This window comes from Acinetobacter sp. KAM396 (assembly GCF_021602765.1).
GTDB lineage: Bacteria > Pseudomonadota > Gammaproteobacteria > Pseudomonadales > Moraxellaceae > Acinetobacter > Acinetobacter towneri_A.
This window is the reverse complement of the sequence record NZ_BPPH01000008.1, coordinates 81,836-108,833: the sequence shown is the minus strand read 5'-3', so window position 1 is coordinate 108,833 and position 26,998 is coordinate 81,836. Positions and strand designations below refer to the sequence as shown.

The 26,998-nt window shown below is 40.3% G+C and carries 23 protein-coding genes, 1 tRNA gene and 1 pseudogene; 17 read left to right on the top strand and 8 right to left on the bottom strand.

Going from position 1 to position 26,998, the window contains the following annotated elements:
- Positions 1-359 precede the first annotated feature (359 nt).
- The 3 genes from L6C30_RS06540 (at position 360) to L6C30_RS06530 (ending at position 5,208) form a co-directional block, all read left to right on the top strand.
- Positions 360-1,004 carry an RluA family pseudouridine synthase gene (locus tag L6C30_RS06540; RefSeq protein ID WP_026438050.1) on the top strand — a complete coding sequence of 215 codons (645 nt, stop codon included), beginning with the start codon at positions 360-362 and terminating at the stop codon, positions 1,002-1,004.
- 146 nt (positions 1,005-1,150) lie between these two features.
- The gene (rapA, locus tag L6C30_RS06535) at positions 1,151-3,988 is read left to right on the top strand and encodes an RNA polymerase-associated protein RapA (protein WP_236162630.1); all 2,838 of its coding nucleotides are present in this window, start codon (positions 1,151-1,153) and stop codon (positions 3,986-3,988) included.
- 410 nt (positions 3,989-4,398) lie between these two features.
- Positions 4,399-5,208: an alpha/beta fold hydrolase gene (locus L6C30_RS06530; RefSeq protein WP_236162631.1), complete on the top strand. Its 810-nt coding sequence runs from the start codon at positions 4,399-4,401 to the stop codon at positions 5,206-5,208.
- A gap of 77 nt (positions 5,209-5,285) precedes the next feature.
- On the opposite strand, the gene fabR is transcribed toward L6C30_RS06530, so the two are convergent.
- On the bottom strand, positions 5,286-5,966 hold the full coding sequence (gene fabR, locus L6C30_RS06525) for an HTH-type transcriptional repressor FabR (RefSeq protein ID WP_236162632.1): 681 nt from the start codon (positions 5,964-5,966) through the stop codon (positions 5,286-5,288).
- A 154-nt stretch (positions 5,967-6,120) separates the two neighbouring features.
- On the opposite strand from fabR, the gene L6C30_RS06520 reads away from it, so the two are divergent.
- Positions 6,121-7,191 (top strand): ferredoxin reductase, encoded by a 1,071-nt coding sequence (locus L6C30_RS06520; RefSeq protein ID WP_236162633.1) that lies wholly within the window; start codon positions 6,121-6,123, stop codon positions 7,189-7,191.
- A 13-nt stretch (positions 7,192-7,204) separates the two neighbouring features.
- Positions 7,205-8,299 (top strand): acyl-CoA desaturase, encoded by a 1,095-nt coding sequence (locus tag L6C30_RS06515; protein ID WP_019836700.1) that lies wholly within the window; start codon positions 7,205-7,207, stop codon positions 8,297-8,299.
- Between the two features lie 122 nt (positions 8,300-8,421).
- On the opposite strand, the gene L6C30_RS06510 is transcribed toward L6C30_RS06515, so the two are convergent.
- Together L6C30_RS06510 and L6C30_RS06505 are read right to left on the bottom strand one after the other, a co-directional pair.
- Positions 8,422-9,069, bottom strand: a complete 648-nt coding sequence (locus L6C30_RS06510) for an HAD family hydrolase (RefSeq protein ID WP_019836701.1) — start codon at positions 9,067-9,069, stop codon at positions 8,422-8,424.
- Positions 9,036-10,241: a DUF1615 family protein gene (locus L6C30_RS06505; protein WP_019836702.1), complete on the bottom strand. Its 1,206-nt coding sequence runs from the start codon at positions 10,239-10,241 to the stop codon at positions 9,036-9,038. The genes L6C30_RS06510 and L6C30_RS06505 overlap by 34 nt, the downstream gene beginning before the upstream one ends.
- An 83-nt stretch (positions 10,242-10,324) precedes the next feature.
- On the opposite strand from L6C30_RS06505, the gene dusB reads away from it, so the two are divergent.
- Positions 10,325-11,350 carry a tRNA dihydrouridine synthase DusB gene (gene dusB, locus L6C30_RS06500; protein WP_019836703.1) on the top strand — a complete coding sequence of 342 codons (1,026 nt, stop codon included), beginning with the start codon at positions 10,325-10,327 and terminating at the stop codon, positions 11,348-11,350.
- An 84-nt stretch (positions 11,351-11,434) separates the two neighbouring features.
- Here dusB and L6C30_RS06495 read toward each other — a convergent pair whose 3' ends face one another.
- A complete protein-coding gene (locus L6C30_RS06495; protein ID WP_236162634.1) occupies positions 11,435-12,481 on the bottom strand; it encodes a nitronate monooxygenase family protein in 1,047 nt (348 codons plus the stop codon).
- Between the two features lie 159 nt (positions 12,482-12,640).
- Between L6C30_RS06495 and L6C30_RS06490 the strand changes: the two genes are divergently transcribed.
- Positions 12,641-13,156 carry a hypothetical protein gene (locus tag L6C30_RS06490; protein WP_026438052.1) on the top strand — a complete coding sequence of 172 codons (516 nt, stop codon included), beginning with the start codon at positions 12,641-12,643 and terminating at the stop codon, positions 13,154-13,156.
- Between the two features lie 90 nt (positions 13,157-13,246).
- On the opposite strand, the gene L6C30_RS06485 is transcribed toward L6C30_RS06490, so the two are convergent.
- Both L6C30_RS06485 and L6C30_RS06480 read right to left on the bottom strand, forming a co-directional pair.
- Positions 13,247-13,591 carry a hypothetical protein gene (locus L6C30_RS06485; RefSeq protein WP_019836706.1) on the bottom strand — a complete coding sequence of 115 codons (345 nt, stop codon included), beginning with the start codon at positions 13,589-13,591 and terminating at the stop codon, positions 13,247-13,249.
- Between the two features lie 249 nt (positions 13,592-13,840).
- Positions 13,841-14,191, bottom strand: a pseudogene (locus tag L6C30_RS06480) (transposase); the annotation flags it as partial.
- A 143-nt stretch (positions 14,192-14,334) separates the two neighbouring features.
- Between L6C30_RS06480 and L6C30_RS06475 the strand changes: the two are divergent.
- A complete protein-coding gene (locus tag L6C30_RS06475) occupies positions 14,335-14,556 on the top strand; it encodes a DUF1653 domain-containing protein (protein ID WP_236162635.1) in 222 nt (73 codons plus the stop codon).
- Between the two features lie 90 nt (positions 14,557-14,646).
- Here L6C30_RS06475 and L6C30_RS06470 read toward each other — a convergent pair whose 3' ends face one another.
- Positions 14,647-14,853 carry a hypothetical protein gene (locus L6C30_RS06470; protein ID WP_004973053.1) on the bottom strand — a complete coding sequence of 69 codons (207 nt, stop codon included), beginning with the start codon at positions 14,851-14,853 and terminating at the stop codon, positions 14,647-14,649.
- Positions 14,854-15,147: 294 nt separating this feature from the next.
- A complete protein-coding gene (ahpC, locus tag L6C30_RS06465) occupies positions 15,148-15,711 on the bottom strand; it encodes an alkyl hydroperoxide reductase subunit C (RefSeq protein ID WP_019838019.1) in 564 nt (187 codons plus the stop codon).
- 376 nt (positions 15,712-16,087) lie between these two features.
- On the opposite strand from ahpC, the gene L6C30_RS06460 reads away from it, so the two are divergent.
- The 9 genes from L6C30_RS06460 to lptB all read left to right on the top strand — a co-directional run bounded on the left by L6C30_RS06460 (position 16,088) and on the right by lptB (position 26,808).
- Entirely contained in the window at positions 16,088-20,047 is a 3,960-nt protein-coding gene (locus L6C30_RS06460) for a DUF3418 domain-containing protein (protein ID WP_236162636.1), read from the top strand.
- A 30-nt stretch (positions 20,048-20,077) separates the two neighbouring features.
- Positions 20,078-21,190 (top strand): beta-ketoacyl-ACP synthase III, encoded by a 1,113-nt coding sequence (locus L6C30_RS06455; protein WP_070152098.1) that lies wholly within the window; start codon positions 20,078-20,080, stop codon positions 21,188-21,190.
- Positions 21,191-21,399: 209 nt separating this feature from the next.
- The gene (gene cysS, locus L6C30_RS06450) at positions 21,400-22,821 is read left to right on the top strand and encodes a cysteine--tRNA ligase (protein ID WP_236162637.1); all 1,422 of its coding nucleotides are present in this window, start codon (positions 21,400-21,402) and stop codon (positions 22,819-22,821) included.
- Between the two features lie 65 nt (positions 22,822-22,886).
- A tRNA-Gly gene (locus L6C30_RS06445) sits at positions 22,887-22,962 on the top strand.
- Between the two features lie 419 nt (positions 22,963-23,381).
- Entirely contained in the window at positions 23,382-24,359 is a 978-nt protein-coding gene (locus tag L6C30_RS06440; RefSeq protein WP_236162638.1) for a KpsF/GutQ family sugar-phosphate isomerase, read from the top strand.
- Between the two features lie 3 nt (positions 24,360-24,362).
- Positions 24,363-24,902, top strand: coding sequence for an HAD family hydrolase (locus L6C30_RS06435; protein WP_019838015.1), 540 nt, complete (start codon positions 24,363-24,365; stop codon positions 24,900-24,902).
- A gap of 40 nt (positions 24,903-24,942) precedes the next feature.
- Positions 24,943-25,485 (top strand): LPS export ABC transporter periplasmic protein LptC, encoded by a 543-nt coding sequence (gene lptC, locus L6C30_RS06430; RefSeq protein ID WP_070152092.1) that lies wholly within the window; start codon positions 24,943-24,945, stop codon positions 25,483-25,485.
- The gene (lptA, locus tag L6C30_RS06425) at positions 25,475-26,041 is read left to right on the top strand and encodes a lipopolysaccharide transport periplasmic protein LptA (RefSeq protein WP_236162639.1); all 567 of its coding nucleotides are present in this window, start codon (positions 25,475-25,477) and stop codon (positions 26,039-26,041) included. The genes lptC and lptA overlap by 11 nt, the downstream gene beginning before the upstream one ends.
- Positions 26,042-26,049: 8 nt before the next feature.
- Complete coding sequence (lptB, locus tag L6C30_RS06420; RefSeq protein ID WP_236162660.1) at positions 26,050-26,808, top strand: LPS export ABC transporter ATP-binding protein; 759 nt, start codon at positions 26,050-26,052, stop codon at positions 26,806-26,808.
- The last annotated feature ends 190 nt before the right edge of the window (positions 26,809-26,998 follow it).

Below are 26,998 nucleotides of genomic sequence, written 5' to 3'. Positions count from 1 at the left end.
TGCTGAAAAGGTTGCCGACACATAAAGTGACTCAGATTGAAGAATTGCTACCACACCGCTGGAAACCTGAACCGAATTAAAAAATAGGCATGGGGTTCAGCGGACGCTTACTATTTTTCTATCTAAATTTAAAAAATATATTAAAAACAGTGTTTTAAAAAATATTTATGCAGCAAAGCCTCTTGCATGCTATAAAACCCACATTTCTAAAAGCAGACTGATTTAAAATTCAGCGTATTACTTGTTTCAGCAAAGCAAATCGGGAAATTCATCTGGTATTCGCAAATTTTGCATTGTAATTCTGTGTCAGGCTTTTTATTATTGCCGCCTTATTTTCACGATCAAGCCTGGAATTGAAATTGAGTAATTTTCTAAGCGAACACCTGATTCATCGTGACGATGAGTTTATGGTAATCCATAAACCCGCTGGCATACTCACTGTTCCAGGTAAAACAGCAGATTTGCAAGATTGTGTAATCAGTCGTCTGGTTAAAATTGAACCACGCACTTTGCTGATTCATCGTTTAGATCGTGATACTTCGGGTATTTTAGTATTCGCACTCACGAAATGGGCACAAAAGCAAATTTCGCGTCAGTTTCAAGAACGCCAAACCGATAAAACCTATCAGGCATTGGTGGCAGGGCAACTGCAAGGTGAAGGCACTGTAGATGTGCCAGTGGTCTACGATCCTGCACATCCTCCATTACACATTGCCGATGCAACCCATAACAAACCTGCGTTAACGCATTGGCGCGCATTGGAACAGTTTGAATTGCAGGGGCAAATCGTGACTCGTGTGCAACTGACGCCGATTACTGGTCGTTCGCATCAACTGCGAGTACACATGCAATATTTAGGTCATCCAATTATTGGTGATACTTTGTATGCCACGCCCGAACAGCAACAACTCATGCCTCGTTTGTGTTTACATGCAGCAGAATTAAGTTTTCTGCATCCACAAACTGAGCAACGTGTACAGTTTACTTGCCCAGTCCCATTTTAAGCGAAAAAGATTACGCAAAGCCTGTGCTTTAGGCTCTCTTTTTAGTGCGCTTTATGTCAAAATATATTGCTATACGCCCTGAATTTTTGCTCAAATACTCAGCTGGTTTTGCGCAAAAATTTATACGCCCTAACTTCTAAATAAAGGTGGAAAAATTGCAGCAGTTTGCTATTGGTCAACGTTGGTTATCAGACACAGAAACGGAATTAGGACTTGGTGTTCTGATTGATGTAGATGAGCGATCGGTCAGCATTTTATTCCCTAAAAGTGATGAAACCCGTGTCTATGCACGCAATAACGCACCTTTATCGCGTATCATTTTTAATGTAAATGATGAAGTTCAAGACCAAGAAGGCAATGTGTGGACGGTTGAATCGGTCGAAGACCGTCATGGCGTATTGCGTTATAACGTAGTGCGTCGTTTGCAAGATGGCAGTGAAGAAAAGAAATCACTGAATGAAACCCGTATTGGTGCAAGTATCCAACTTTCAAAACCATTAGACCGCTTGCTTGCTAGCCAAATTGACTATAAAGAATGGTACGACTTGCGTATTGAAGCCTTGTTGATGCAAGCCAATATGCAAAGTAGCCCACTGCGCGGCTTGGTGGGTTCGCGTGTAGGTTTGATTCCACATCAACTTTATATTGCACATGAAGTCGGTAAGCGTTTTGCGCCACGTGTCTTATTGGCAGATGAAGTTGGTTTAGGTAAAACCATTGAAGCAGGTTTGATCATCCATCAGCAACTCAAAACAGGACGTGCGGAACGTATCCTGATTTTGGTACCTGATTCGCTGCAATATCAGTGGATGATTGAAATGCGTCGCCGTTTCAATCTGCAATTCTCTTTGTTTGATTTAACCCGTACGGCATCTATTAAAGAACACGATCCTGACCTGAATCCATTCTTGACCGAACAATGCATCATTGCTTCAGTCGATTTAATGATTGACCACGATGACTTACGCGAACAAGCCCTAGAAGCAGGTTTTGATTTGCTGGTGGTCGATGAAGCGCATCACTTAATGTGGAGCGAAGAAGAAGGTGGTAATGACCGTTATGATCTGGTCGAAGAATTAGCCGAACAAACCGCAGGGGTGTTATTGCTTACAGCAACGCCTGAGCAACTGGGTGTAGAAAGCCATTTTGCGCGTTTACGTTTACTCGATCCGCAGCGTTTTAGTTCACTAGACCGTTTCTTGGATGAAGAAGCGCAATATCAACATACGGCAAAAATTGCCGAAGTCTTAATGTCAGATGCCGCATTGGAAGAAAGCCATTTGGTTGCACTGGAAGGCTTGTTGGGACATCGCATTGAAGATAACCCAGAGCAGCGTTTCCGTGCCATCCACGAATTATTAGACCGTCATGGTACAGGGCGTATTTTGTTCCGTAATACCCGTGAAGCAATTCAAGGTTTCCCAGGTCGTGATTGTCAGCCTGCGCCGTTACCTGCGCCAGAAAACTGGTCTAAAGATGGTAAATTACGTGAACAAATGTGGCCAGAAGAAGCACAGCTCGATGGCAGTTGGATGGAAACTGACCCGCGTGTAATGTGGCTCATGGAGCGTTTACGTAGTGATTTAAAACACAAAAAAGTGCTTTTAATTGCGCGTAGCGGTCCTGTGGTAGAGGCTCTTGAAAATGCGCTCCGCCTACATGCAGGCATTCGTACCGCCATGTTCCATGAGGGCATGAGCTTGTTAGAACGTGATCAAGCGGCAGCATATTTCGCAGAAGATTCTTATGGTGCACAAATTTTATTGTGTTCGGAAATTGGTTCCGAAGGGCGTAACTTCCAGTTTGCATCAGACCTGATTTTGTTTGACTTACCTGCCAATCCCGACGTGTTAGAACAACGTATCGGTCGTTTAGACCGTATTGGTCAAGAAAACCGTATTCAAATTCATGTGCCGTATTTGGTGGGGACTGCGCAAGAGCGTATGTTCCGTTGGTATAACGAAGCACTCAATATTTTTAGCAATATTTCACCCACTGCACAAACCTTGCAGGAAAATTTTATTGTCGATTTAAAACACTGCTTACTTGCAGACTTAGGACAACAGTTTGACGATTTACTGGAAGCAGTCAGTGTGCAGCGTGAAGCTTTGGAAGCAGAACTTCAAGCGGGTCGAGATCGTTTGTTGGAATACAACTCTTGCCGTCCTGTGGTGGCGCAGGAAATTGTACAAGCTTTAGAAGATTACGATGACAATACTACGTTGCCTATGTTTATGAAGCGCTTTATGGCATCGACCAATATTGACTTCGATGAACAAAGCAATGGCACGGTGATTATTAAACCAACTGATCAAATGCAAGTGCAAGGTTTGACCTTAGACGAAGAAGGCATGACCGCGACTTTCTATCGGGATCAGGCACAAATTCGTGAAGATGCACAGTATTTGACCCTAGAACATCCATTCACAGAAAGCGTGATGGAAATGATCAATACACAAGGTTTTGGTAGCACCAACGTTGCGGTATTAAAATCTGCCGCTTTGCCACAAGGTTCAGTGTTACTGGAAGTTTGGTTTAAGGTGGATGTCATTGCACCGAAAGCGCTGAACTTACCGTCGAGCTTACCGCAGCAACTGATTCGTGTCTTGCTGAGCGAAAAAGGTCAAGATTTATCGCAAAAAATAGCACCCGAAATTTTAAAACCATATTTACATCATTTAGATGGTAACAGTTGCCGCCAAGTGGTGAAAGCACGTCGTGATGTGATTGAAACACGTTATAAACAGGCTTTGGAATTGGCTAAAACAGCATTGCCAGAACTTATACTACAAGCCAAAGACACGTATAATAAAAAATGGCAATATGAGATTGACCGTTTAAGCTATTTGAAACAATTTAACCCAAGTATTCGTGAAGATGAAATTACACGTTTACAGAAATTGCAAAAAGAAGGTGTGGCATTATTAGATGGTGCATCGGTCACGCCTGAAGCGATTCAGGTGATGGTGGTGGTAAAGCCATAAAAAGTGCATTCAATACAGGTGTCTAGTCGGTGTATTTGTATTGAGTCAGTTTTAATCAATCACTTTTTTTTAATATTTGGCATCTTCTAAATTGCATGGTTTAAGTTGGGTATTGCGCCTCATTTTTACGGAGCAATTTAGGGGTGCTTTTTTAATATCGCAATAAAAATTTTGTGCGAGATTTTTCACATAACAGACTTAAACAAATTAGTAATCAGTGCTTATGTGTCATTAAAATGACTCATAATTTATCTTTTTCAGCATTCTGGTCATTTGCAAAACTTAGTGGTATGCGTAGTTTAAGGGCTGTTGATCTTTTATTTATGATTGATGTGCCAAGTGTTGAATTTGTAAGCGCGTACGCATAGATCAAGTCACAGACCCGATATTCTTTTTTAAGCGTATTTTAAATGACTAAAGCTGCAATTCATTTTACCCATGCCAATGGTATTCCTTCTGCCAGTTATCAAAAGTTTTTTCAATGTTTTGAAGCAGATTATCATTTAAAGTCAATTCCACTGATTGGTATGCAAGCAGAATTTCCTGTGACCTATAAGTGGACCTATTTGATTCATCAAGTGATTCAGGACATTGAGCAGCAGTTTCCAAAGCAACAAGTGATTGGTTTAGGGCATTCTTTTGGTTCATTATTAACCCTGATGTGTGCCTATCAGCGTCCAGATTTATTTTCTCAATTGATTATTATGGATCCACCTTTTGTGATTGGATCGAAGTCGGCATTATTTGAAATTTTACAAAAATTTAAACTGAAATATGTAGATCAACTCACACCTGCCGCCGTGACCATGAAGCGTCGAGATCATTGGGCTAGCCATGCAGAAGCCTATCAAGCTTTGCGGCATAACCGTTTATTTAAAAATTTTGATGCACAATGTTTTGAAGATTATTTTGCTAGTGGCATACAAGTCGACGCACAAAGAGGTGGTGTGACATTAACAATTCCAAAACGGATAGAAGCTGAAATATTTAGAACCGTACCTGCATGGTGGTGGCACACACCACGCAAAGCCCCAGATGTACCTGTGCATTTAATTACAGCAAGGCACAGCCCATTTTATTTGCAAGGTTTACCGCAAGGCATGCAAAAAACTTATGGAATTGAGTTTAGTGTGCTCGAGGGAGGACACATGTTTCCTTTGGAAAATCCAGAAACCACAGCAACATATGTGCAGAAATTAATTCAAAAACAAAACGCTTAACAGCAAAGTCTAGCAATTAAATGCTTAAACGCGCGTGACCTGATTCAGGAAAATCGTCCGATTTATCCTGTGTTATGTTAACGAATTTTGGCATCATCCAAATGACGTGCACCTTCTAAAATCATACGAATCATAATCATGGTTTGTTCGGCAGTTTCTTTACGTGCTGCAGTGGGCATGTCTATGACTTTAGCGCCCATATTAAATACGAGTTGTGTAATGGCTTTAGCTGCAATGTCGGGATGTGCCAATTTACTGTTATTAAAACGTTCCAAACGAATTAAATCATCCTGTAATTCTTGCTGAAAATAATTCAACTGGCGCTCAACAGCAAGTTTATAAGAGGTTGAACCTGTATAACCTTCACGTAATAGCAGACTTAAATTGCCCTCATCGGTATCTAGTTGTTCAATAAATACCTCAACCGAACTGCGAATAATGCTGTTTTGTTTTGTTGCTTTTAAACGTGCTTCATGCAGAATTTGACGCAACACCACACCTGCACGATCAATCAGTTCAATCGCAAGTTCATCGATATCTTTAAAATGACGATAAAAACTGTTTGGTGCGATGCCTGCTTCACGTGCAACTTCACGCAAACTTAAAGATGCGATACTTTTTTGTGGGCCAATTAAATTTAATGCTGCCTGAAATAACTCTTGTTTTGTAATTGTGGCTTTACGCCCAACCGTACGCACGACAAGAGGCTCGCGAACCGTTTCTGATTCTGGAAAAGTCACATCATGCTTTGTTTTCATGGCAGGCTGAGTCATATTTTCAATAATTTATAAGCTTAGAGGCATTATAGCGGTTGCGCCAGTACTTGTGAAACGATTAGAAACAATACAGATGTATATACAAATATATATACATGTGTATAATAACTAAAATTTCATCGTGTGGTGCTGAATCATGCAGCTAACTGAAAAAAGAAAATCACCCTTATCCAGTATTGCAAACGCAGTACTAGATCCTTATGCAGCAAACTTCTGGTTGCAAAAAATTAATCCATTATGGTCGGTGAATCAATCACTTGGCAAAATTGTGAAAAAAGATACTGCCGCACAAGGTGTGGTGAGTTTAACTTTGCAATTCAATAATAAATTCCAAGTTGGTGCAGCAGGGCAGCATCATCCTGTTTATGTGACCATTCGAGGCGTGCGTTATGAGCGAACCTATAGTTTGACTCAGCTTGATACACAACACGTTTTGTTGACAGTGAAAAAAGTTGATCAGGGCAAAGTCAGCACTTGGTTGGTTGAGCAAGCTAAAGTTGGCGATATTTTGGAGTTAGGTACGCCTTATGGTGATATGCAATTGCCTGTACAAGTTCAGCCTTTAATTCTATTGGCAGCGGGTAGTGGTATCACACCGATGTATAGTTTGCTACAGGATATGGCGAAATCTGGTCGTCTTGGGAGCACTCCAGTAATTTTAATGTATTGGGTAAAAACCTTTACAGACGCAGCATTTAAAGCACAATTTGAAGCTTGGGCACAGCAATATCCAAACTTTAAATTTCAAGTGTTTTATACCCAAGAGCCGAGTGTGGCACACAGCCGTTTAAATAACGAACATCTTCAGCGCCTGACAGAGATTGAAAAAAGTGCTGTATTTGCTTGTGGTCCATCGGGTTTTACCACCCAAGTTGAACAAATATTTACACAGGCGGCTTTACTTAAAACAGAAGCCTTTAGCATGAGCCCAGTTTTGGGAGATGATGTTGGCTTGGTACAAGTGACTTTAACCAAGTCTAAAAAGATAGTGACCATTCCAAAAGGTAAATCTATTTTAGAAAGCTTAGAGCAGCAAAATATTAAACCACAATACGGCTGCCGCATGGGTATTTGCCATAAATGCGTATGCAACAAGGCCGAAGGTGCAACTAAAAACTTGGTTGATGGGGTTCAAAATAGCGAACCGAATAACCAATTGAAAATATGCGTCAATTCAGCACAAACCGATTTAATTATTGATTTATAAATGAGTTACGATTATGAATATGCCAGTAAAAATAGAATATTTTCACAATCCTAAAAACCGTGAACTCACACAATTTGAATTAGATGAGCTTGCACGTGAATTAGACGCAATCAAACAAGAAGTTTTGGATGATATTGGCGAAAAAGATGCCAAATACATCCGCCGTATTTATTCAACGATTCGTTATAGCTCAATCGCAGGTCGTACATTATTGTTCGCAGGTTGGTTCCCGCCAGCATGGGTGTTGGGTACAGGTTTGTTAGGTTTTGCCAAAATCATGGAAAACATGGAATTGGGGCATAACGTCATGCACGGTCAATATGACTGGATGAATGATCCTAAATTTAACGGTGCAAGCTATGAGTGGGATACAGTAGGGACGTCGGACAACTGGCGTCAAACCCATAATTTTAAGCACCATACTTATACCAATATTAAAGGTATGGATGATGATATTGGTTATGGTTTAGTACGTTTGTTCCCCGAACAGCGTTGGAGATCGGGCTATTTATTGCAACCTTTATACAGTATTCCGTTCTGCTTATTGTTCCAATGGGGTGTCGCAATTCAGAATTTAGAAATCGGTAAAATTTTGAATGGTCGCAAAAGCAAAGCCCAAGCTAAAAAAGAATGGCAACCTATGCAGAAGAAAATCGGAAAACAATTGTTTAAAGATTATGTGTTTTTTCCATTAATAGCAGGTCCTGCGGCTTTACCTGTGTTTACAGGTAATTTGGTTGCGAATGGGATTCGTAATATTTGGACATTCAGTATAATTTTCTGCGGTCACTTTACTAAGGATGTAGAAGTATTTCCAAAGTCTGTAATGCAAAATGAAAGTCGTGGTCACTGGTATATGCGTCAAATTCGTGGTTCATCGAATTTGACAGGTTCTGAAGCATTCCACATTTTGACAGGGCATTTAAGCCACCAAATTGAACACCATTTATACCCGGATATTCCAGCACGTCGCTATCGTAAAATGGCACCTAAAGTTCAAGCGGTGTGTGAAAAATATGGCTTAAACTATAACAATGCGAGCTTAGTCAAACAGTACGGTAGTGTGCTTAAACGTATTGTGAAATATGCTTTTCCGTTTAAGAAGTAAACAGTGTTATTCTCTTTAAAGACGTCGTTATTGTGGTGAATTAATCTAATCACAAATAAATATAGAGATGTCACTTAAAAAACCTACAATTTATTGTGGGTTTTTTATTTCACTCATCAAAATCAAGCCCGTTTTTTACAAGCCACAATTTCTGGTAATGAATGATCTACACCCACCATATAAGAATAAGTCGCCAAACTCAGCATGGCTTCATCTTCATCACTATTGCCATAAGCATAAATAGCTGCATAATCTTTTAAATTGTATTGTTCTAAAATCCGTATTTTCTTTTGTTCCTGACTGCAATCAGGTGTTGAATATCGCCCTGTAAATTGCTGCTTTTCAATTGCTGTTTCAGTACAAATCAAAGCGACATTTAACTGCTGACAAATATACTGTAAATAAATATCCACACTTGCAGAAACAACCACCACTTCATCTCCATTGAATTGATGCTGCTTTAATTGTTGTAATAGTTGTGGGTTAAGATCATGTATTAAATCTACTGCGTAGCGCTGTGCAAGTGCTAATATTTCAGCTGTATTTGCATCTTTAAACATAGCATTAAACAATTTAGGGCGCATGGAATGTGCAGGATAGACTTTTAAATAGTAAGCCTGAATCCAAGGCAAGATTTTAAGTCCTTGCTTAAAAATATGCCGCTTAGATAAAGCATAGAAAATAAACCCTGTAAAACTGTCTTTGCTGCACAGGGTTCCATCAAAATCAAATAGGGCTAGATTTTTATATTTTTGGCTTTTTGCATGCATGTTTTATAACGTCCATTGACTCGCGTAGCAAACCAATTGGTGTTGTAATCTCGACTCAGTTTAGGCCCTGAAATGACCACTTGCGGCATCATGGCATAAAATGGCTCTTTGCCCGTTTGCGCTTTATAGAGTTTTGTGACCGCCAAATAAGTTGCAGTGTCTTCAAATTTCTTTTCTTTTTCTTTTTTTAGGTCTGCACGAATTTGTCGTGGGGTGACTAAAATATTATGTTTGGAAAAAACGGAAATTAATTCACGTTCAGATTCACTCTTTGCATTACGCACGCTACCATCTTTAGTGTAAAGCAGCAAATCACCATCTAAATCTAATTCTGCTTCGGTTAAATCATTCAGCATACTTTGGAATGCTGCATTGCGGCTCGAATACATGCCAGAGTTATAATCAGCAAAGCGGTATAGCGGTTGATCGTAATCGGCAGGATACATCATTAAACGATGAATCCCGTAATATAATCCGCCATATTGAGTGTATAGATCGCTGCGTAACTCTGCGATGTTACCGCTTTGGCGTTTATGCTCTTTGGCATAGCTAATATGTACTTGCATCGAGCCTAAAGTAGTAATTGGATTAAGTTTTTCGCCAATATTTTGTCCAAACAGTTTGGCAGCACCTGTTAGCGCAGACACATGATAATGTTTGGCCATATAGTCAAAAATTTCACGATACAATTCATCTAATTCACGTTCGGTTTTTACCCGACGCATTTGGCTTAAATAGTTATCTTCAGGGCTTGGGTGGTTTTTTAGTACATCCTGAAAATAGCCTGCGACCGTACCGCCAATGGCGTCGCCCAATTTATCTTTAAACTTCTCATCCAAACGGTCTTGTACTTCTTTAACTGCTTTTTCGCCCAAGCCATAAACTTGAGGGTCAGCTACAAAGTTGGACTCCTGATCAACCACGGCAATAATGGTGCACATATTTTCTTTGGTTTGTGGAATACCTAATTGCTCTGAAATATCGTAAATATCTTTTGCCCAAGAACTACGCTCACTGACCCGATTCGGAATAAGTTTACGGATTTGTTCTGCTTCAAGGGTTGGCTCATTGTCCTTAGACCACCAAGCGCTATCTCCACATGCAGCCAAGCTGAGTGATAAAACCAGCACGCTGAAGGATTTCATCAAAGAATTGAATACAGTGTCTTTCATAGATAAGGGAAACTCGTTCCAAAAGGATGAGCCCAAAGGGCAGATGCAGTATACTATGCCAATCGTTAAAGTTAAGAATATATATGTATATTGGTCCCTATCAACTGTCAAATAATTTGATCGTTGCCCCTATGGCTGGCGTCACAGATAGACCGTTTCGTTCCCTGTGCAAGTACTTTGGTGCAGGGCATGCGGTCAGTGAAATGATGACTTCTGATAAAACTTTGCGCCTGAGTAAAAAGAGTCTATATCGTGCCAATTTTGATGGGGAGCTTGCACCAATTTCCGCACAAATTGCTGGTTCAGACCCGCATGATTTAGCGGAAGCCGCACGTTATCAAGTCGCTAATGGAGCGCAAATTGTTGACATTAACATGGGATGTCCTGCTAAAAAAGTCTGCAATAAACTGGCAGGTTCAGCATTATTGCAAGATGAAGATTTGGTGGCGCGCATTTTAGATACCGTGGTTGGCGCGGTAGATGTGCCTGTCACACTCAAAACCCGTTTAGGTTTTTTGAATGGGCAAGAAAATATTTTACGAGTTGCCAAACGCGCAGAACAAGCAGGCATTGCGGCCTTAGCATTACATGGCCGTACCCGCGAAGATATGTATTTAAACACAGCGCGCTATTCACTGATTAAAGAAGTGAAAAGCATGCTCAATATTCCTGTAATTGCCAATGGTGATATTGATAGTCCTGAAAAAGCCAAATACGTCTTGGACTTTACAGGGGCAGATGCAATTATGATTGGGCGTGCAGCACAGGGACGTCCGTGGATTTTTCGGGAAATCGCACATTATTTAGCAACGGGTGAGCTGTTAGCAGCACCGAGCATTGCAGAAGTTCAAAAAGTATTACTCGGACATTTAGCTGAGCTGTATGAGTTCTATGGCGAATATTCAGGTTGTCGTATTTCACGTAAACATATTGCGTGGTACACCAAAGGTTTACATTCCAGTAACGAATTCCGTCAAAATATGTATCGAGTGGAAACCACAGCAGAACAATATAAAGTAGTAGAAGATTACTTTAATCAGTTACTTGCGCATGGTGAAATTATGAGTGATGTGCAGGTTGAAACCTTGAACTTGTTAGACACAAAGTAATCGCATACAAATATATGCTTTAGCTTGTTTGGAACTAAATAAAAACTCAACTGTGATACACAGTTGAGTTTTCTGTACGTAAACTTAGCGTGCGTGAATCATTTCCAAAACCAACTGATTAATTAAATCTGCTGCTTCTAGTTCACGAATCTGACTCACATTACTACCAGCCCAAAACGGAGCATAACCTTGCTCGCCTTGCGTAACGGCTGCTGCATGCAGCTGTTTTGCAAGATCATAGCTATATGGATAGGTGGGCACAGTTAAACGATCTGGCGTATCTATCTGTGTATGCCAATGATTAATTAAACCACGGGCAGGGCGTCCAGAAATACTGTCTGTCATTTGAGTAATGTTTTGCTGAAATAAAGCTTGTCGATAAGCGGGATTGGCGTTCGAGCTTTTACATTGTACAAAAGCTGTACCCATTTGTACTGCAGAGGCGCCCAAGTTCAGCATTGACTGTGCTTGCTGACCATTCATAATGCCACCGGCTGCAACTACTGGCGAGGTACAATGCTTACGAATCAGTTGTACTAAATCACTGGTTTTAATTGCACTATCAAAAGATTGGTTAAAAATACCTCTGTGTCCACCTGCTTCGATGCCTTGCGCAATAATAATATCAATTCCAGCTGCTTCAATCGCCTGGGCTTCGGCTAAGTTGGTTGCTGAAACCATGGTAATGATCCCTGCATCTTTTAAAGCCTGAATTTGATGTGCATGTGGAATCCCGAAGTGAAAACTGACCGCTTGCGGTTTAGTTTCTAGTACAAGATTTAAATATCCATCATGATCTTTAAAACTTGGATAAATACAATTCAGTTGCCTTGGTGCAGTTACGCCATATCGTTCAAACATTGGCTCAAAATATGCAATCCATGCTTGTGCAGCGACTTCATCTAATGGGCTTGTTTCATGGCAGAAGAAATTGGTTTGAAATGGAAAATTGGTCAACTCTTGAGTCCATAAAATTTGCTCACGTGCAGCATCGACCGTGTTTGCACCTAAACCAAGTGAGCCCAAACCACCTTGATTAGAAACCTCGGCTGCAAGTTCGGGAGTAGAAACACCAGCCATTGGAGCAAGAAAAATAGGATGCTTTATATTCAGTTGTTCTAATAAGGTCATATTATTTACTCCATGTTTTTATCTACTTTGCCCAACTCTAGATTAATTGGCAAATCATATACGTCATTTCCTTATGAAATATTAAGATGAGCAATATCATAAAATTTGCAGATGCTTTCAGGCATAATAATCTGGATGTATGAATTGATGAGTAAATTAATGAAGTCTTTCGTTTATAGTAGTTTTCTTGTAGTGTGTGGATTAATTGCGTGTAGCAATCCACAGGAAACTCAAGAAAATATTGATCCAAAGCAATATCAGGTTGAGGATGCAGCAGCATTGCAGCAACGTATAGATGCTTTAAATGCCAAATTGGCGCAAGACTTCAAACAATTTAAGCAAGTGGAAAGCATCGCATTTGCACATCAATTCCCTTTAGATGTGAAAAATTTACAAACTTTAAATCAGCATTTGGTCGCCAGTACCGCCTTAAAGCCGACTAAAATTGCCTATTGCGATATGATGAATGGTTATTTTGCTGAGTTATATCGCTTAGGACATTACAATCTAGATTTACTTAAAGATGTAAAGTTAGCGCGTGCAGAGCAGGAAAATTTGGTTGCAAATTTTGCCAATGCCGAATCTTATTATGATTTTATTTTGAATCGTTACACCAGTTACCGCCAAGTACAACAGACTATGGGTTATGGTTGTAATTTAAAAGCTGCATTGTAATTTCGGTAGGATTTGGGTGTATTGTTTAAATTGTGTTAAATAAAAAAACTCCTGAGACATCCTCAGGAGTTTTTGTTTTACACAATTAAATTATTGTTGTGCTTTTTCTTTCACGTTTGCAGCACCTTGTTCAACTGCACCTGCAGTAGCAGCAGTTGCATCTTTAGTGGCTTGTACAGTCGCATCAGCTGCATTTTCTGTCGCAGTTGCAACATTGTGTGCGGCGTTTTCAGTTGCTTGCGCTGCATTTTCTACAGCTGTTGCTGTAGCAGCAGCAGCTTCATGAGTTGCATCTTCAGCATCATGTGCAGCTTGAGCAGCAGCGTTTTCTAAGTGTTCACCCGTAGTTGCCCCTGTTTCTGGTGCTTTTTCTTTTGCACAACCTACAAGTGCTACAGTAGCAGCAAGACCTAAAGCAATAAGTAGTTTATTCATTATCATGTGTCCTTTATTTACATCCACTTAAGATGGGATAATGCGAATATAACCAAAAAAAAATCAATTGGATGCTAAAAATTGTTCAAATAATGTAATGGATTTATTAAGCAATCATTGCATTTTGAGTACTTATAGCGAGATTTGACTTTTTTGAACACAAACCTAATATGAAGATTTTATTATATTTTTTTTATTAAAATTTAAAAAAACCTTCAAAACCAGTTTCTTGAAAAATGTGGATCAACAAAGCACATTGCTAGTGTTTTGGTCGCTGATCTTAATATCAAGATGCTTTTTTCTTCTACAAAGCGTGGTGTAATCTGGCCCTGTCCAACTTAATCCGCAAAATTTAATAAGACCTTTTACAAAGCCAATGACCATAGGTAAAGACAGAAGGAATAAGGATTTATTCATTTAAGCAGTATTGGATGGCTGCATCGGAATAGGTGTGATTTCGTCCTTGTTTACCTTTTTCTGAAGCATATTATTTCCTAGCGGGATGAACCAAATGATAATATTCCCTCCGCAATGAATGAGAGCTAGGTTATATGAATACCCATGGGTTGTAGGGTAAATTTTAGGTGGAGGATTATTCATTCAAAAAAATATACTGAGGAATAAGCTTCTTAGAGATGGGTTTGTGCAACAAAACTAATTTTTAGTAAGATGTATCACGTTAAATATTAACTTTATGATGGCAAATAGATTTTAATTTAACTTTTAAATGCAATGTGGAGAATTTGATGCTTAAAAAAGGGATTTATCAACATTATAAAGGGCAGTTGTATCAAGTACTGCATGTGGCAACACACAGTGAAACTCAAGAGAAATTGGTGGTTTATCAATGCTTATATGGCGACTATTCTATTTGGGTCAGACCACTTGATATGTTCAAAGAGCATATTACTTTGGATGACGACCGTGAACAGGAACGCTTTAAATTGATTCAGGAAGTGCATTAAATATTTGAAGCCATTTACCTATTTAAAATGATCCAATCTATTTTTAGATTGGATCGTTCAATGTGGATGCTCAAAGTTTTATAAGATCAATTATTGAATGGAAATACGGTTAAAGCTTAAATCGTATGCTAAATATTTACTCACAAAAGCTGCTTTATCACTGCGTCTTAATAAGTTGTCATAAATAAATTGTGGTACAGGATGGAATAAATCCCCAGAGCCATTTTCGTAAAATATTTTTAAATAACGTGAAGATGCACTGTATGTCCAGGATGTCACGGCAAGTGTTTTACCCATAAGCAACTCCTTTATTTTTTATATTATTTTTCACAGAATAATTCTGCTTATTTTCAACATAAGTGAAGTAATTACTAAAAAGTATTACAGAATTGTAAATCTAAGATTTATTGGATTTTATGCGTGTTTTTTGAACAGAAATACAAAAGATAAATAGAAGCGTGTTGCAGAAGCTATTTTTATCTTCAGTGATATCAAAGGAGAGTGACAGATTCATGAACGTTGCTTTCATTGTGAATGCATAAAAAAACCACGCAAGGAATGCGTGGTTTTTTGAATTGTCTAATCTAAAACTTAGATTTTACCTACTAGATCGATAGATGGCGCTAAAGTTGCATCACCTTCTTTCCATTTAGCTGGGCATACTTCACCTGGGTGAGCGTGAACGTATTGAGCTGCTTTAACTTTACGAAGAAGTTCTTGAGCATCACGACCAATACCGCCAGCATTGATTTCGATGATTTGGATTTTGCCTTCTGGATCAATAACGAAAGTACCACGGTCAGCAAGACCATCAGCTTCAATTAATACTTCAAAGTTTTTAGAAAGAGTCCAAGTTGGATCGCCAACCATTACATATTGGATTTTTTTGATTTCTTCTGAAGAATCGTGCCAAGCTTTGTGCGTGAAGTGAGTGTCAGTTGAAACTGCATAGATTTCAACGCCTAATTTTTGGAATTCTGCGTAGTTGTCTGCAAGGTCACCAAGCTCGGTTGGGCAAACGAAAGTGAAGTCCGCAGGGTAGAAGAATACTACAGACCATTTGCCTTTAAGGTCAGCTTCAGTTACTTCAATGAATTGACCGTTGTGGTATGCATTTGCTTTAAATGGTTTAACTTCAGTATTAATTAAGCTCATCATTGTCTCCATGATTAAGGTTTGTATTTCGTTGGCAATAGAGTATCTAATTTTGTTTTATTGCTGAAATGGTATTTTTACATCACTAGCATCGGAAAAACAAATGAGTATGTAAAAAGTGTACCGTTTTCATCACAGTATTACTGAGCCTTGATTAGGCCTCAAAATGATGATCATTGCATGACAACCTATTTTTTCAGGTATCAATAAAGCACAGCTCAGCAATTCGTGAACATCCATCAATATGGGGGTGATATTTTGAAATTCAAGGGGGCATTGTCAACTTTTTAAATACGCATTTTAAATCGCTGTTCTTTCTCTCTATGGCATTAAAGCGTAAAATACGCTTTTGTGTTTTGGTTAGGAAGCGTATTCTGTGCAGAGTCATTTAAATGTAGACCACCTCGTTTTGGCGCGTGATCGTCATCGTTTAAATCGACTACGAAAAGGCAAAGCTGCTAATCCTAAGCAATACCTGGAATTATTCGAAAAATCCAATTTAAAAGTGTTGGAGCGTGCGCAGCGCATTCCTAATATTAAGTTAAATCAAGATTTACCCGTCACTCAATCTGCCGAGCAGTTGATTGCTGCAATTCAGCAACATCAGGTCATTATTGTAGCAGGTGAAACAGGTTCAGGAAAAACCACACAGTTACCCCAAATTGCCATGTTGGCAGGCCGTGGTTTAACGGGGTTAATTGGTCATACTCAGCCACGACGTCTTGCTGCGCGTAGTGTATCACAGCGTATTGCTGAAGAAGTTGGCGAAAAGTTGGGAGAGTCCATCAGCTTTAAAGTTCGCTTTAATGAACAGGGTTCGCAAGATTCAATCGTTCGTTTAATGACCGATGGTATTTTGTTAGCAGAGCTTGCCAATGACCGTTATTTAAATAAATACGACACCATTATTATAGATGAAGCTCATGAGCGTTCTTTAAATATTGACTTCATTATGGGGTATTTAAAGCAACTCTTGCCGCGTCGCCCTGATCTAAAAGTCATCATCACCTCTGCAACTTTAGATGTGCAGCGTTTCAGCAATTACTTTAATGGTGCCCCTATTTTTGAGGTTGAAGGTCGCAGCTATCCTGTCGAAGTGCGTTATCGTCCAATTTCAGAATTAAGCATTGGCGGGAGTGATGATGATGAATTTGATGACTTTGAAGAAAACTTGCCACGCGCAGTGGTGCAAGCGGTAGAAGAATGTTTCGCTGATGCACAGGAAAAAGGTCATCCCGAACATGCCGATATTCTTATTTTTGCTAGTACCGAACAGGAAATCCGGGAACTGCAAGAAACCTTACATAAGCACGGACCACGTCATACTGAAATTTTGCCGTTATATGCGCGTTTGGCTTTGGCGGAACAACAAAAAATCTTTAATCCTTCAGGTGGTGGACGTCGCATTATTATTGCCACTAACGTTGCTGAAACAGCACTTACTGTACCCAATATTCGCTATGTGATTGATAGCGGTTTTGCACGTATTTCACGTTATAACTACCGCTCACGGGTGCAGCGTTTACCAATTGAAGCAGTTTCTCAAGCAGCAGCGAATCAGCGTAAAGGACGTTGTGGTCGTATTGCACCAGGCGTCTGTATTCGACTGTATTCCGAAGAAGATTTTTTAAGTCGCCCAAAGTTTACTGAACCTGAAATCAAACGCACCAACTTGGCATCGGTCATTTTACAAATGCAAAGTTTGGGCTTGGGCTCGCTCGAAGATTTTGACTTTATTGAGCCGCCAGATCATCGTTTGGTCAATGATGGTCGTAAGCTGTTGATTGAACTGGGTGCGATGATCGATAAGGGCAAAGCTCCTCTTTTAGAAAGAATGAATAGCTCTGCTACGCAAGAGGGAGATTCAAACCCGAATATTTCCGCTAAATCCACTTCTAATAAAGACGAGCTTCAAGGCAGTAGTTTAACCAAAATTGGTCAGCAAATGGCAAAAATGCCGATTGATCCACGACTGGCACGCATGATTTTAGGCGGTGCGCATTTTGGGGTATTAAATGAAGTCTTGATTATTGTAGCGGCATTAGCCGTACAAGACCCGCGCGAACGTCCGGCAGACAAACAAATGCAAGCCGATCAAAAACATGCTTTGTTCCGTGAAGCAGATTCCGACTTTTTATTTTATTTAAAGTTATGGGAAACTCTACACGAAAACAGTGACGGTATGAGTGAAAACAAACGTCGTACTTTTGCCCGCCAGCATTTTTTAAGTTGGCTACGTTTACGTGAATGGAAGAAAACTCATGAACAATTGGTGGATTTGGCGCGTGGCTTAAAATTGTCTTTTAACGAAAAAAAAGCCAGTTATGAAAATCTGCATCGGGCGTTATTAACAGGTTTGCTCTCTTTTATTGCCAATAAAACCGATGAGCGCAATGTCTTTATGGCGGTGCGCCAACAAAAAGCGCGTATTTTCCCTGCATCGACTTTGCATAAAACCAATACCCCGTGGGTTATGGCATTTGAGATGGTAGAAACGTCGCAAGTGTATCTGCGCACCTTAGCAAAAATTGAACCTGAATGGATTTTATTGGCCGCACGTGATTTGCTGAAGCATCATTATTTTGAACCACATTGGTCTAAAAAAGCAGGTGTGGTGAATGCCTATGATCAGATTTCGCTGTTTGGTTTGATTATCGAGCCGAAACGTCCTGTAAATTACGAAAAGGTCGATCAGCAAGCCGCACATGAAATTTTCTTGCGCGATGCGTTAACCACAGGCAACTTGGGTATTGCGCCTCCATTTTTAAAACATAACCTGCTCAAACTAGAAGAAGTTGAACGGGTTGAAGATAAATTACGTCGGCGTGATTTGGTGGTCGATGAAGAAACCATTTATCAATTTTATGCGGCCAAAGTACCAGCAGAAGTGGCAAGCCGCCGTGCCTTTGAAGATTGGCGTGCGACAGTAGAGCCGCAAAATCCACGTTATTTATTTGTGGAAGATGATGCGCTTTGGCTAAATGATCGTCCGACCACGCAGCAATTTCCTGACTATTTGCGTAATGGTGAGCTGCGCTTGGCGGTCAGTTACCGTTTTGACCCAAGCCATGATGAAGATGGTGCAACCGTTAAAATTCCAGTGCAAGCGTTGGCACAGGTTGATGAAAATATCTGGTCGTGGGGCATTCCAGGCTGGCGTGAAAATTTAATTGAAGCCTTGCTCAAAACTTTGCCTAAAGATAAGCGCCGTCATTTGGTGCCTATTCCAGACACAGCCCGAAAATTGCGACAACGTGTTGATGCGGTAAATTTACGTGAGCATATTTTTAGCTTTTTGGCATTTCAATTACGTGCTGAGCACATCAGCGAAAAAGACTTTAGCTTTGAGCGGGTAGATGCGTATTTATTGCCGTTCATTAAAGTGCTAGATGAAAAAGGGCGGGTGATTGAACAAGGTCGTGATTTATCTGAATTAAAAGCGCGTTGCCGTACCGAAACGCATAGTCCAGTAAAACAGTTACACGGCGAATTCCAAACCTTCCCTGAACGATTTGTATTTGAAGCCTCGCAAAAAGTCACGGGCGTAGTGGTTAAGCAATATCAGGCGTTGGTACCAAGTAAAGCGTTTGCAGAACTTTCACAAAAAGATGAATCGGGTGTGGTGATTCAAACCTTTAATGATCAGAGCGAGGCGATTCGTCAGCACCGTGAAGGGGTGATTCGCTTGCTGTATGTGCAATTGGGTGATTTATCACGCCAATTGAAAAAACAAATTGATAAACCATTGGCTTTGGCGTATTCGCCTTTGGGTGATAAAGCTCAACTTGAGCAAATGTTGATTTATGCAACCTTGCAAAGCATTATTTGTGACTTACCAGTCAACTTGGAAGAGTTTCAAAAGTTGCAGCTTGAGGTAAAAAAGACTTTCCTCAGTCATGGTCAAGCCACGCTGCGTATCTTTAATGAAATTTATATTGCATGGCAAGACATCCGCCGTCAGCTTCTTATGCTTGATGAAGCAGTTTTTGCTAAAAATATGGATGATATAGAAGATCAGCTGGACTTAATGCATCTGGCAGACTTTGTGTATAGCAAGCCTGTAGAGGTGTGGAGCGAATATCCGCGCTATTTGAAAGCGTTGTTATTACGTTTAGACCGCTTACCCAACAACTTGCAAAGAGACAATGCTGCTATCGCCCAAATTGACCCTTGGATGGACAAATTGTTTAAATACAAACAAGATGCCCGACTCAAGGAATTGTACTTTATGGTAGAAGAATTACGCATTTCGCTCTTCTCTCAACCCATGAAAACCAAAATGCCAATTTCTGCAACTCGGCTGCAAAAAGTATGGGAACAGCTTGGAATCAGTTAAGATATAAGTAATTTCTAGAAGGAGTTTTACATGGGCATTCGCATTACAGGTACTGGTCTTTATCATCCAGAAGATGTTATTACCAATGAAGAATTGGTCGAAAGTTTAAATGCTTATGTGGAACAGTATAATCAGCTCAATGCTGACAAAATTGCGGCAGGTGAGCTTGAAGAACGTCGTGGCTCTAGTGCTGATTTTATTGAAAAAGCCTCTGGGGTAAAACGTCGTTATGTGTCAGAAAAAACAGGTATTCTGGATATTAACCGTTTACGTCCAAATTTACGTGAACGTGGCGATGACGAAATTTCGCTACAAGCGGAATGGGGCGTAATTGCTGCAAAACAAGCCATGCAAAATGCAGGTGTGTCTGCAGAAGATATTGATGTGGTCATTTTATCTTGCTCAAACTTGCAGCGTGCTTATCCTGCAGTGGCGATTGAAATTCAAACTGCGCTCGGTATTCAGGGTTATGCCTATGACATGAACGTAGCATGTTCTGCTGCGACTTTTGGTATTAAGCAAGCGCATGATGTGATTAAAGCAGGCGCACGTCGTGTGTTATTGGTAAATGTCGAAATTACATCAGGGCATAACGATTACCGCTCACGTGACTGCCACTTTATTTTTGGTGATGTTGCAACCGCTTCAATTTTAGAAGAGACAGATACCAAAGCAGGTTTTGAAATTTTAGATATGAACCTGTTTACCCAGTTCTCTAACAATATTCGCAATAACTTCGGTTTCTTAAACCTAAGTGAAAATGCAGATATTGACGATAAACGCTTCCATCAAGATGGTCGTAAAGTATTTAAAGAGGTTTGCCCGTTAGTCGCTAAAATGATCACTGCGCAACTGGAAAAGAATCAAATTGCGCCAACCGAGGTGAAGCGTTTCTGGTTGCACCAAGCCAATGCCAGTATGAACGAACTGATTTTGAAATTGGTGGTCGGCAAAGAAGCAGCACAACCTGGTTTGGTGCCTATTATTTTAGATGAGTTCGCCAATACCTCATCGGCAGGGGTAATTATTGCCTTACACCGTACTGCACATGAAGTCGAGAATGGTGAATATGGTGTCTTGTGTTCATTTGGCGCAGGTTATTCAGTGGGCGCGATTTTGGTCCAAAAACGTGATGCTGCATAAGTTTTGCAAAATCGCATAAGATCAGCAAACACCTAAGTAAAGGTATTAAAAGTTCCTTCTCCTTCGGGAGAAGGCTTGGATGAAGGAATGGATCATCTGCATATTCTCTTCACACAGACTCATGAATAATAAAAACATCGAAAAACTTTATGAAAAATAATGCTTAGGTTAAGATGAAGCATCTTTTAATAGACCTATTTTGAAAACCTATGCAACCATTTGTTCTATACAACTCAGAGCAACGAAAAAAAGTTGAATTTGTTCCGCGTAAAGAAGGACATATCGACATGTATGTCTGTGGTATGACGGTTTATGATTACTGTCATATAGGACATGCGCGGGTTATGGTTGCATTTGACTACATCATTCGCTTTTTACGCAGTCAAGGTTGGAATGTGAAATATGTACGCAATATTACTGACATTGACGACAAAATTATTAAACGCGCCAATGAAAATGGCGAGAGTATTCAAGCTTTAACAGATCGTTTTATTCAAGCCATGAATGAAGATGCGGCAAGCTTAGGTTGCGTTGAACCTGATGCTGCACCACGTGCTACTGAATATATTGATCAAATGCAAAATATGATTGGTAATTTGGTCAATAAAGGCACGGCCTATCCTGCAAGTAATGGCGATGTTTATTTTCAGGTCGAAAAATTTGACAAATATGGTCGTCTTTCAGGCCGCAAGCTAGAAGACATGCAGGCAGGCGCGTCTGAGCGGGTTGATGTTGAAGTCGATAAAAAGCATCCATTTGACTTTGTTTTGTGGAAACATGCCAAAGAAAATGAACCATCGTGGGCTTCGCCGTGGGGCAATGGACGTCCAGGTTGGCACATTGAATGCTCTGCCATGTCTACTTGCTGCTTGGGCAATCATTTTGATATTCATGGTGGTGGTTCAGACTTGATGTTTCCGCACCATGAAAATGAAATTGCTCAGTCTGAAGCATCGACAGGTGAACAATATGTAAATTATTGGATGCACGTTGGCTTTATTAATGTCGATGGCGAAAAAATGTCAAAGTCATTGGGTAACTTCTTCACCATTCGTGATGTGATGGAAAAGTTCCATCCTGAAGTGATCCGTTACTTTATCGTTTCTTCGCATTATCGTAGCCCTGTAAACTTCTCAGATGTGGCACTCAAAGAAGCTAAAACTGCTTTATCACGTTTCTATCACTCATTTAAGGCTTATCAACAAGCGTATGGTACGCAAACGGTTGAGCAGTTAGATGAGGCATTGGTTGCGCGTTTTAATACTGCAATGCGTGATGACTTTAATACCGCCGAAGCAATTGCAGTGCTGTTTGAAGTCAATAGAGAGCTAAACCGTGCGGTAAAAGAGCAGCAGGCAGATCAGGCAGCAGTGTATTACTCGACCTTGCGTCATTTGACCAATATTTTAGGTTTGGTACAGCATGATGTCGATGAATTCTTGAAGTCTGATATTGGTCAGGATGCTTTGGGTCTATCTGAACAAGCCATTGCAGACCTGATTCAGCAACGTCAGGATGCGAAAAAAGCCAAAGACTTCGCACGTGCCGATGAAATTCGTCAATCTTTGCTCGATCAAGGTGTAGTCTTGGAAGATACTCGTCAAGGTACGGTGTGGCGTCGTGCTGATTAATTGAGCGTTTGGAGGTATAGAGAGTTGACAGTTGTATGAAATTCTCTATAATTCACTTCCATATTGCGGGAATAGCTCAGTTGGTAGAGCACAACCTTGCCAAGGTTGGGGTCGCGAGTTCGAGTCTCGTTTCCCGCTCCAAAATTTTTTAAAAACGCTTATCAAAAGATAAGCGTTTTTTTATGCCTGTTAGTTATAGCTAACTTGCAGCCAGCTTTATAAATGGGTTTGATCTATAAATTTTGGAGTGTTCGTATCGAAATATACTTGTGAAGTGACTCTATCTACACCTTTGAATGAATAAAAATAAATCACCTAAGCTTAAAACTTGGTTGGTTTTCGCTTGAAACAAGTGTCAAAAAGCGAGTTAGCTAAAACAGCATACAATTGAACAAGTATTTACGAATTATCCCGAATAAGCTAAAACAAAAAACACACGCAGAATCAAAGTGTAGAATTGCATAGATATGCTAAAATTGCGAAAATTAAATGTACTTCAATAAATCGCCTTATTGAGGTATAGAAAACACTCAATTTAAGTTGGACGTTGAATGCCAAACATGTCAAATACCATTGATTTCCAATCTGTTGCCTTAGACACTTTAAGAATAGAAGAACTAGCATTACAAGTCTTGGCCACGCAAATTGATCAGCGTTTTAGCCGTGCCTGCGAAATTATGTTGCATTGTAAAGGGCGTGTTGTGGTCACAGGTATGGGCAAATCAGGTCATATTGGTCGTAAAATGGCTGCGACTTTTGCCTCTACAGGTACGCCATCTTTCTTTATGCATCCGGGTGAAGCAGGGCATGGGGACTTGGGGATGTTGGTACGCGGTGATGTTTTAATTGCTATCTCCAATTCAGGCAAAAGTGATGAAATTATGATGTTGATGCCACTCATCAAACATCTAGAAGTTCCACTGATCACCATTAGCGGTGATGATCGTGGTCCAATGCCACAAAATGCCGATGTCGCTTTGACGTTGGGTAATATTCAGGAAGCTTGTCCACTTGGCTTAGCACCCACCTCAAGCACTACAGCAACCTTAGCACTAGGCGATGCGCTCGCGGTGGCGTTACTCGATGCACGCGGATTTACTGCCGATGATTTTGCTCGCTCACATCCTGCGGGAGCTTTAGGTAAGCGTTTGTTATTGCATGTGAAACATTTAATGCATACAGGTACAGAATTACCTAAAGTTGCACCAGATACACCCATGAATAAAGTGTTATACGAAATTTCAAACAAGCGTCTAGGTTTAACCACAATTGTCGATGAAAATGATGTCTTGTTGGGCATTTTCACCGATGGTGACTTACGTCGTTTAATTGATAAGCAACAGGGCTTTGATGTGAATTTACAAGTTGGGCAAGTGATGACGCAACATCCTGCAACGATTTCACAAGAAGCACGTGCAGTTGAAGCCTTAGAACAATTACGAGACCGTAAAATCAATCAATTTGTAGTGGTGGATGATGCTAATAAAGTCATTGGTGTGATCAGTATGCATGACTTGATTCAAGCAGGGGTAAACTAAACAATGGCATCTTATATTTTATTAGAGCAAGCACGTCATATTGAAGCTTTGGTTTTAGATGTCGATGGAATTCTAAGTGATGGTTTTGTGACCTTAACCAACAGCGGGGATGAAATTAAATCATTCGATATTCGAGATGGTTTAGGCATGAAACTGGTACAACAAGCAGGCGTTAAAGTCATTATCATCACAGGGCGTAAAAGTCATATTGTAGAAAAACGCATGTCTGATTTAGGTGTAGATTTGGTCTACCAAGGACGTGAAGATAAAGGCACTGCATTGCAGGAAGCCTGCGACAAGTTGGGTTTATCACCAGCAGACTGTCTCTATATGGGTGATGACTGGCCTGATCTTTCTGCATTTTCGATTGCAGGTATGAAAGTCACAGTGCCAAATGGACATATTGAAGTGCGTCGTCGTGCCGATTTAGTCACTCAGGCCATGGGTGGGCGCGGTGCGGTACGTGAAATCTGCGATATGATTTTAACTGCAAAAGGTGTGTACCAAAGCTTACTTGAAAAATATCTCAGCATCCCTCATTAATTAAATCATATATTCAAAGGTTTGAGTTACAGCCCCACTTATGGATACTAAAGTTTTATATGTTACTGCGATTGCAATTGCAGCTGTAAGTGGTGGTTATTACTATTACAGCGGTAAAGGCAAGAAACTGGAAACTGACGCTGCCCGCTCTATGACTTATACGGCAGAGCAAATTCATCTCACCCAAACAGATGAGCAGGGCAATTTATATGTGCGTGCACAAATTGATCGTTTAGAGCAAGACATGCAACAAAAAACCTCTAAGCTGGAAAACTTAAATGCATCTATGTATAAAGCGGGTGCGGTGGACGCCACTTTTTTCGCCAAACAGGCTCAAGGTTTTAATGACAATGAAAAGGTTATGTTGTCAGATCAAGTGCTGGCAACCAAGTTACTCGCTCAAGGCAAACTGACGCTTGAAACAGTCGAGTTAAATGTGTTTCCTAAAACACGTGAAATCAGTACCGACAAACAAGTTACTGTTCAATCTCCACAGGCTGATTTTATCAGTCAGGGTTTAAAAGCCAATTTAAATGACGGGCAATACGAATTTTTTAATATTCGAGGAAAGTATGAACCATAAATCTAAGCTTACAGCTCCTAAAGCGTTGATAAAACAAGCAGCACTTGTGGGCTTGGCCGTGCTTTCATCGGCAGGTGCATGGGCAATTCCGTCAGACCGCAGTCAGCCTATTACTTTATTGGCAGACCGTGCGACCTTTAGTGAACGTACTGGCGTCACCACGTATACAGGTAATGTGGTGATTGAGCAGGGCACCATGAAACTTCAGGCAGATTCGATTGTTGCTAATCTGAACAGTAAAAAAGAAATTAGTGTCATTACGGCAACGGGTAGACCTGCACAATTTCAGCAAAAAACCGATCCTGCTAAAGGTCTAGCAAAAGGCCAAGCACAAAAGATTGTTTACAATGCAGAAACAGGCATTATTACCTTATCGGGTGGTGCACTTTTAGAACAAGATGGTGCTAGTATTCGTGGTAATACATTGCGCTATAGCATGAACAAAGGTGATGTTGAAGCAATTGGTACACCAAATAAAACAGGTTCGGATGCGGGGCGTGTAAAAATTGTCATTCCACCCTCAAGCTCAAAATCATTTCCAGGAGCGCGTAATTAATGGATCAAATGAGCGCAACACAGGACAGCATACAGCGTGATCCGCAAATGCTATGTATTAAGCATTTAGCCAAAAACTACAATAAACGCTGGGTGGTAAAAGACGTTTCGTTTCAAATGAAAAGTGGTGAAATTGTCGGATTACTTGGGCCGAATGGTGCGGGTAAAACTACCAGTTTTTACATGGTTGTAGGCTTGGTGCGCATGGATAAAGGGGAAATTCATTTAGATCAATTGGATTTATCAGACCTTGCCATGCATGAACGTGCGCGTAAGGGGATTGGTTATTTACCGCAAGAAGCCTCTATTTTCAGAAAGTTGACCATCTCTGAAAATATCATGGCTATTTTAGAAACACGCAAAGATTTAAATAAACAGCAACGTCAGCAGCGTTTGGCAGAATTGCTAGCAGATTTTAAAATTACGCATATTAAAGATTCATTAGGGATGAGCGTGTCGGGTGGTGAACGCCGTCGCGCAGAAATTGCCCGTGCTTTAGCAGCTGACCCTAAATTTATGTTGTTAGATGAGCCTTTTGCAGGGGTTGATCCAATTTCTGTCGGTGATATTAAAGATATCATTCGCACCTTAAAAGATCGTAATATTGGCGTATTAATTACCGACCATAATGTCCGTGAAACTTTAGCCATTTGTGAACGTGCTTATATTGTTAGTGAAGGTTCGGTCATTGCCGAAGGTACACCGCAAGAAATTCTTGAAAATGAAATTGTACGTGAAGTCTATTTGGGAGAAGACTTTTTTGTTTAAAGCTTGAATGTTCTGATCGTGATTGGTTTGTACAAGCTTGTGGTAAAAGTTGCAGAACAGAAAGTTGTGTAAATATTTATTTAACCTTCTATCCTCAAAGGTATAGAAGGTTTTTTCATAGTAGTTATCAGTCTAAATACGCTATAACTCTAAATACGTTCTCACGCTCAACACGTTATAATTATCAAGT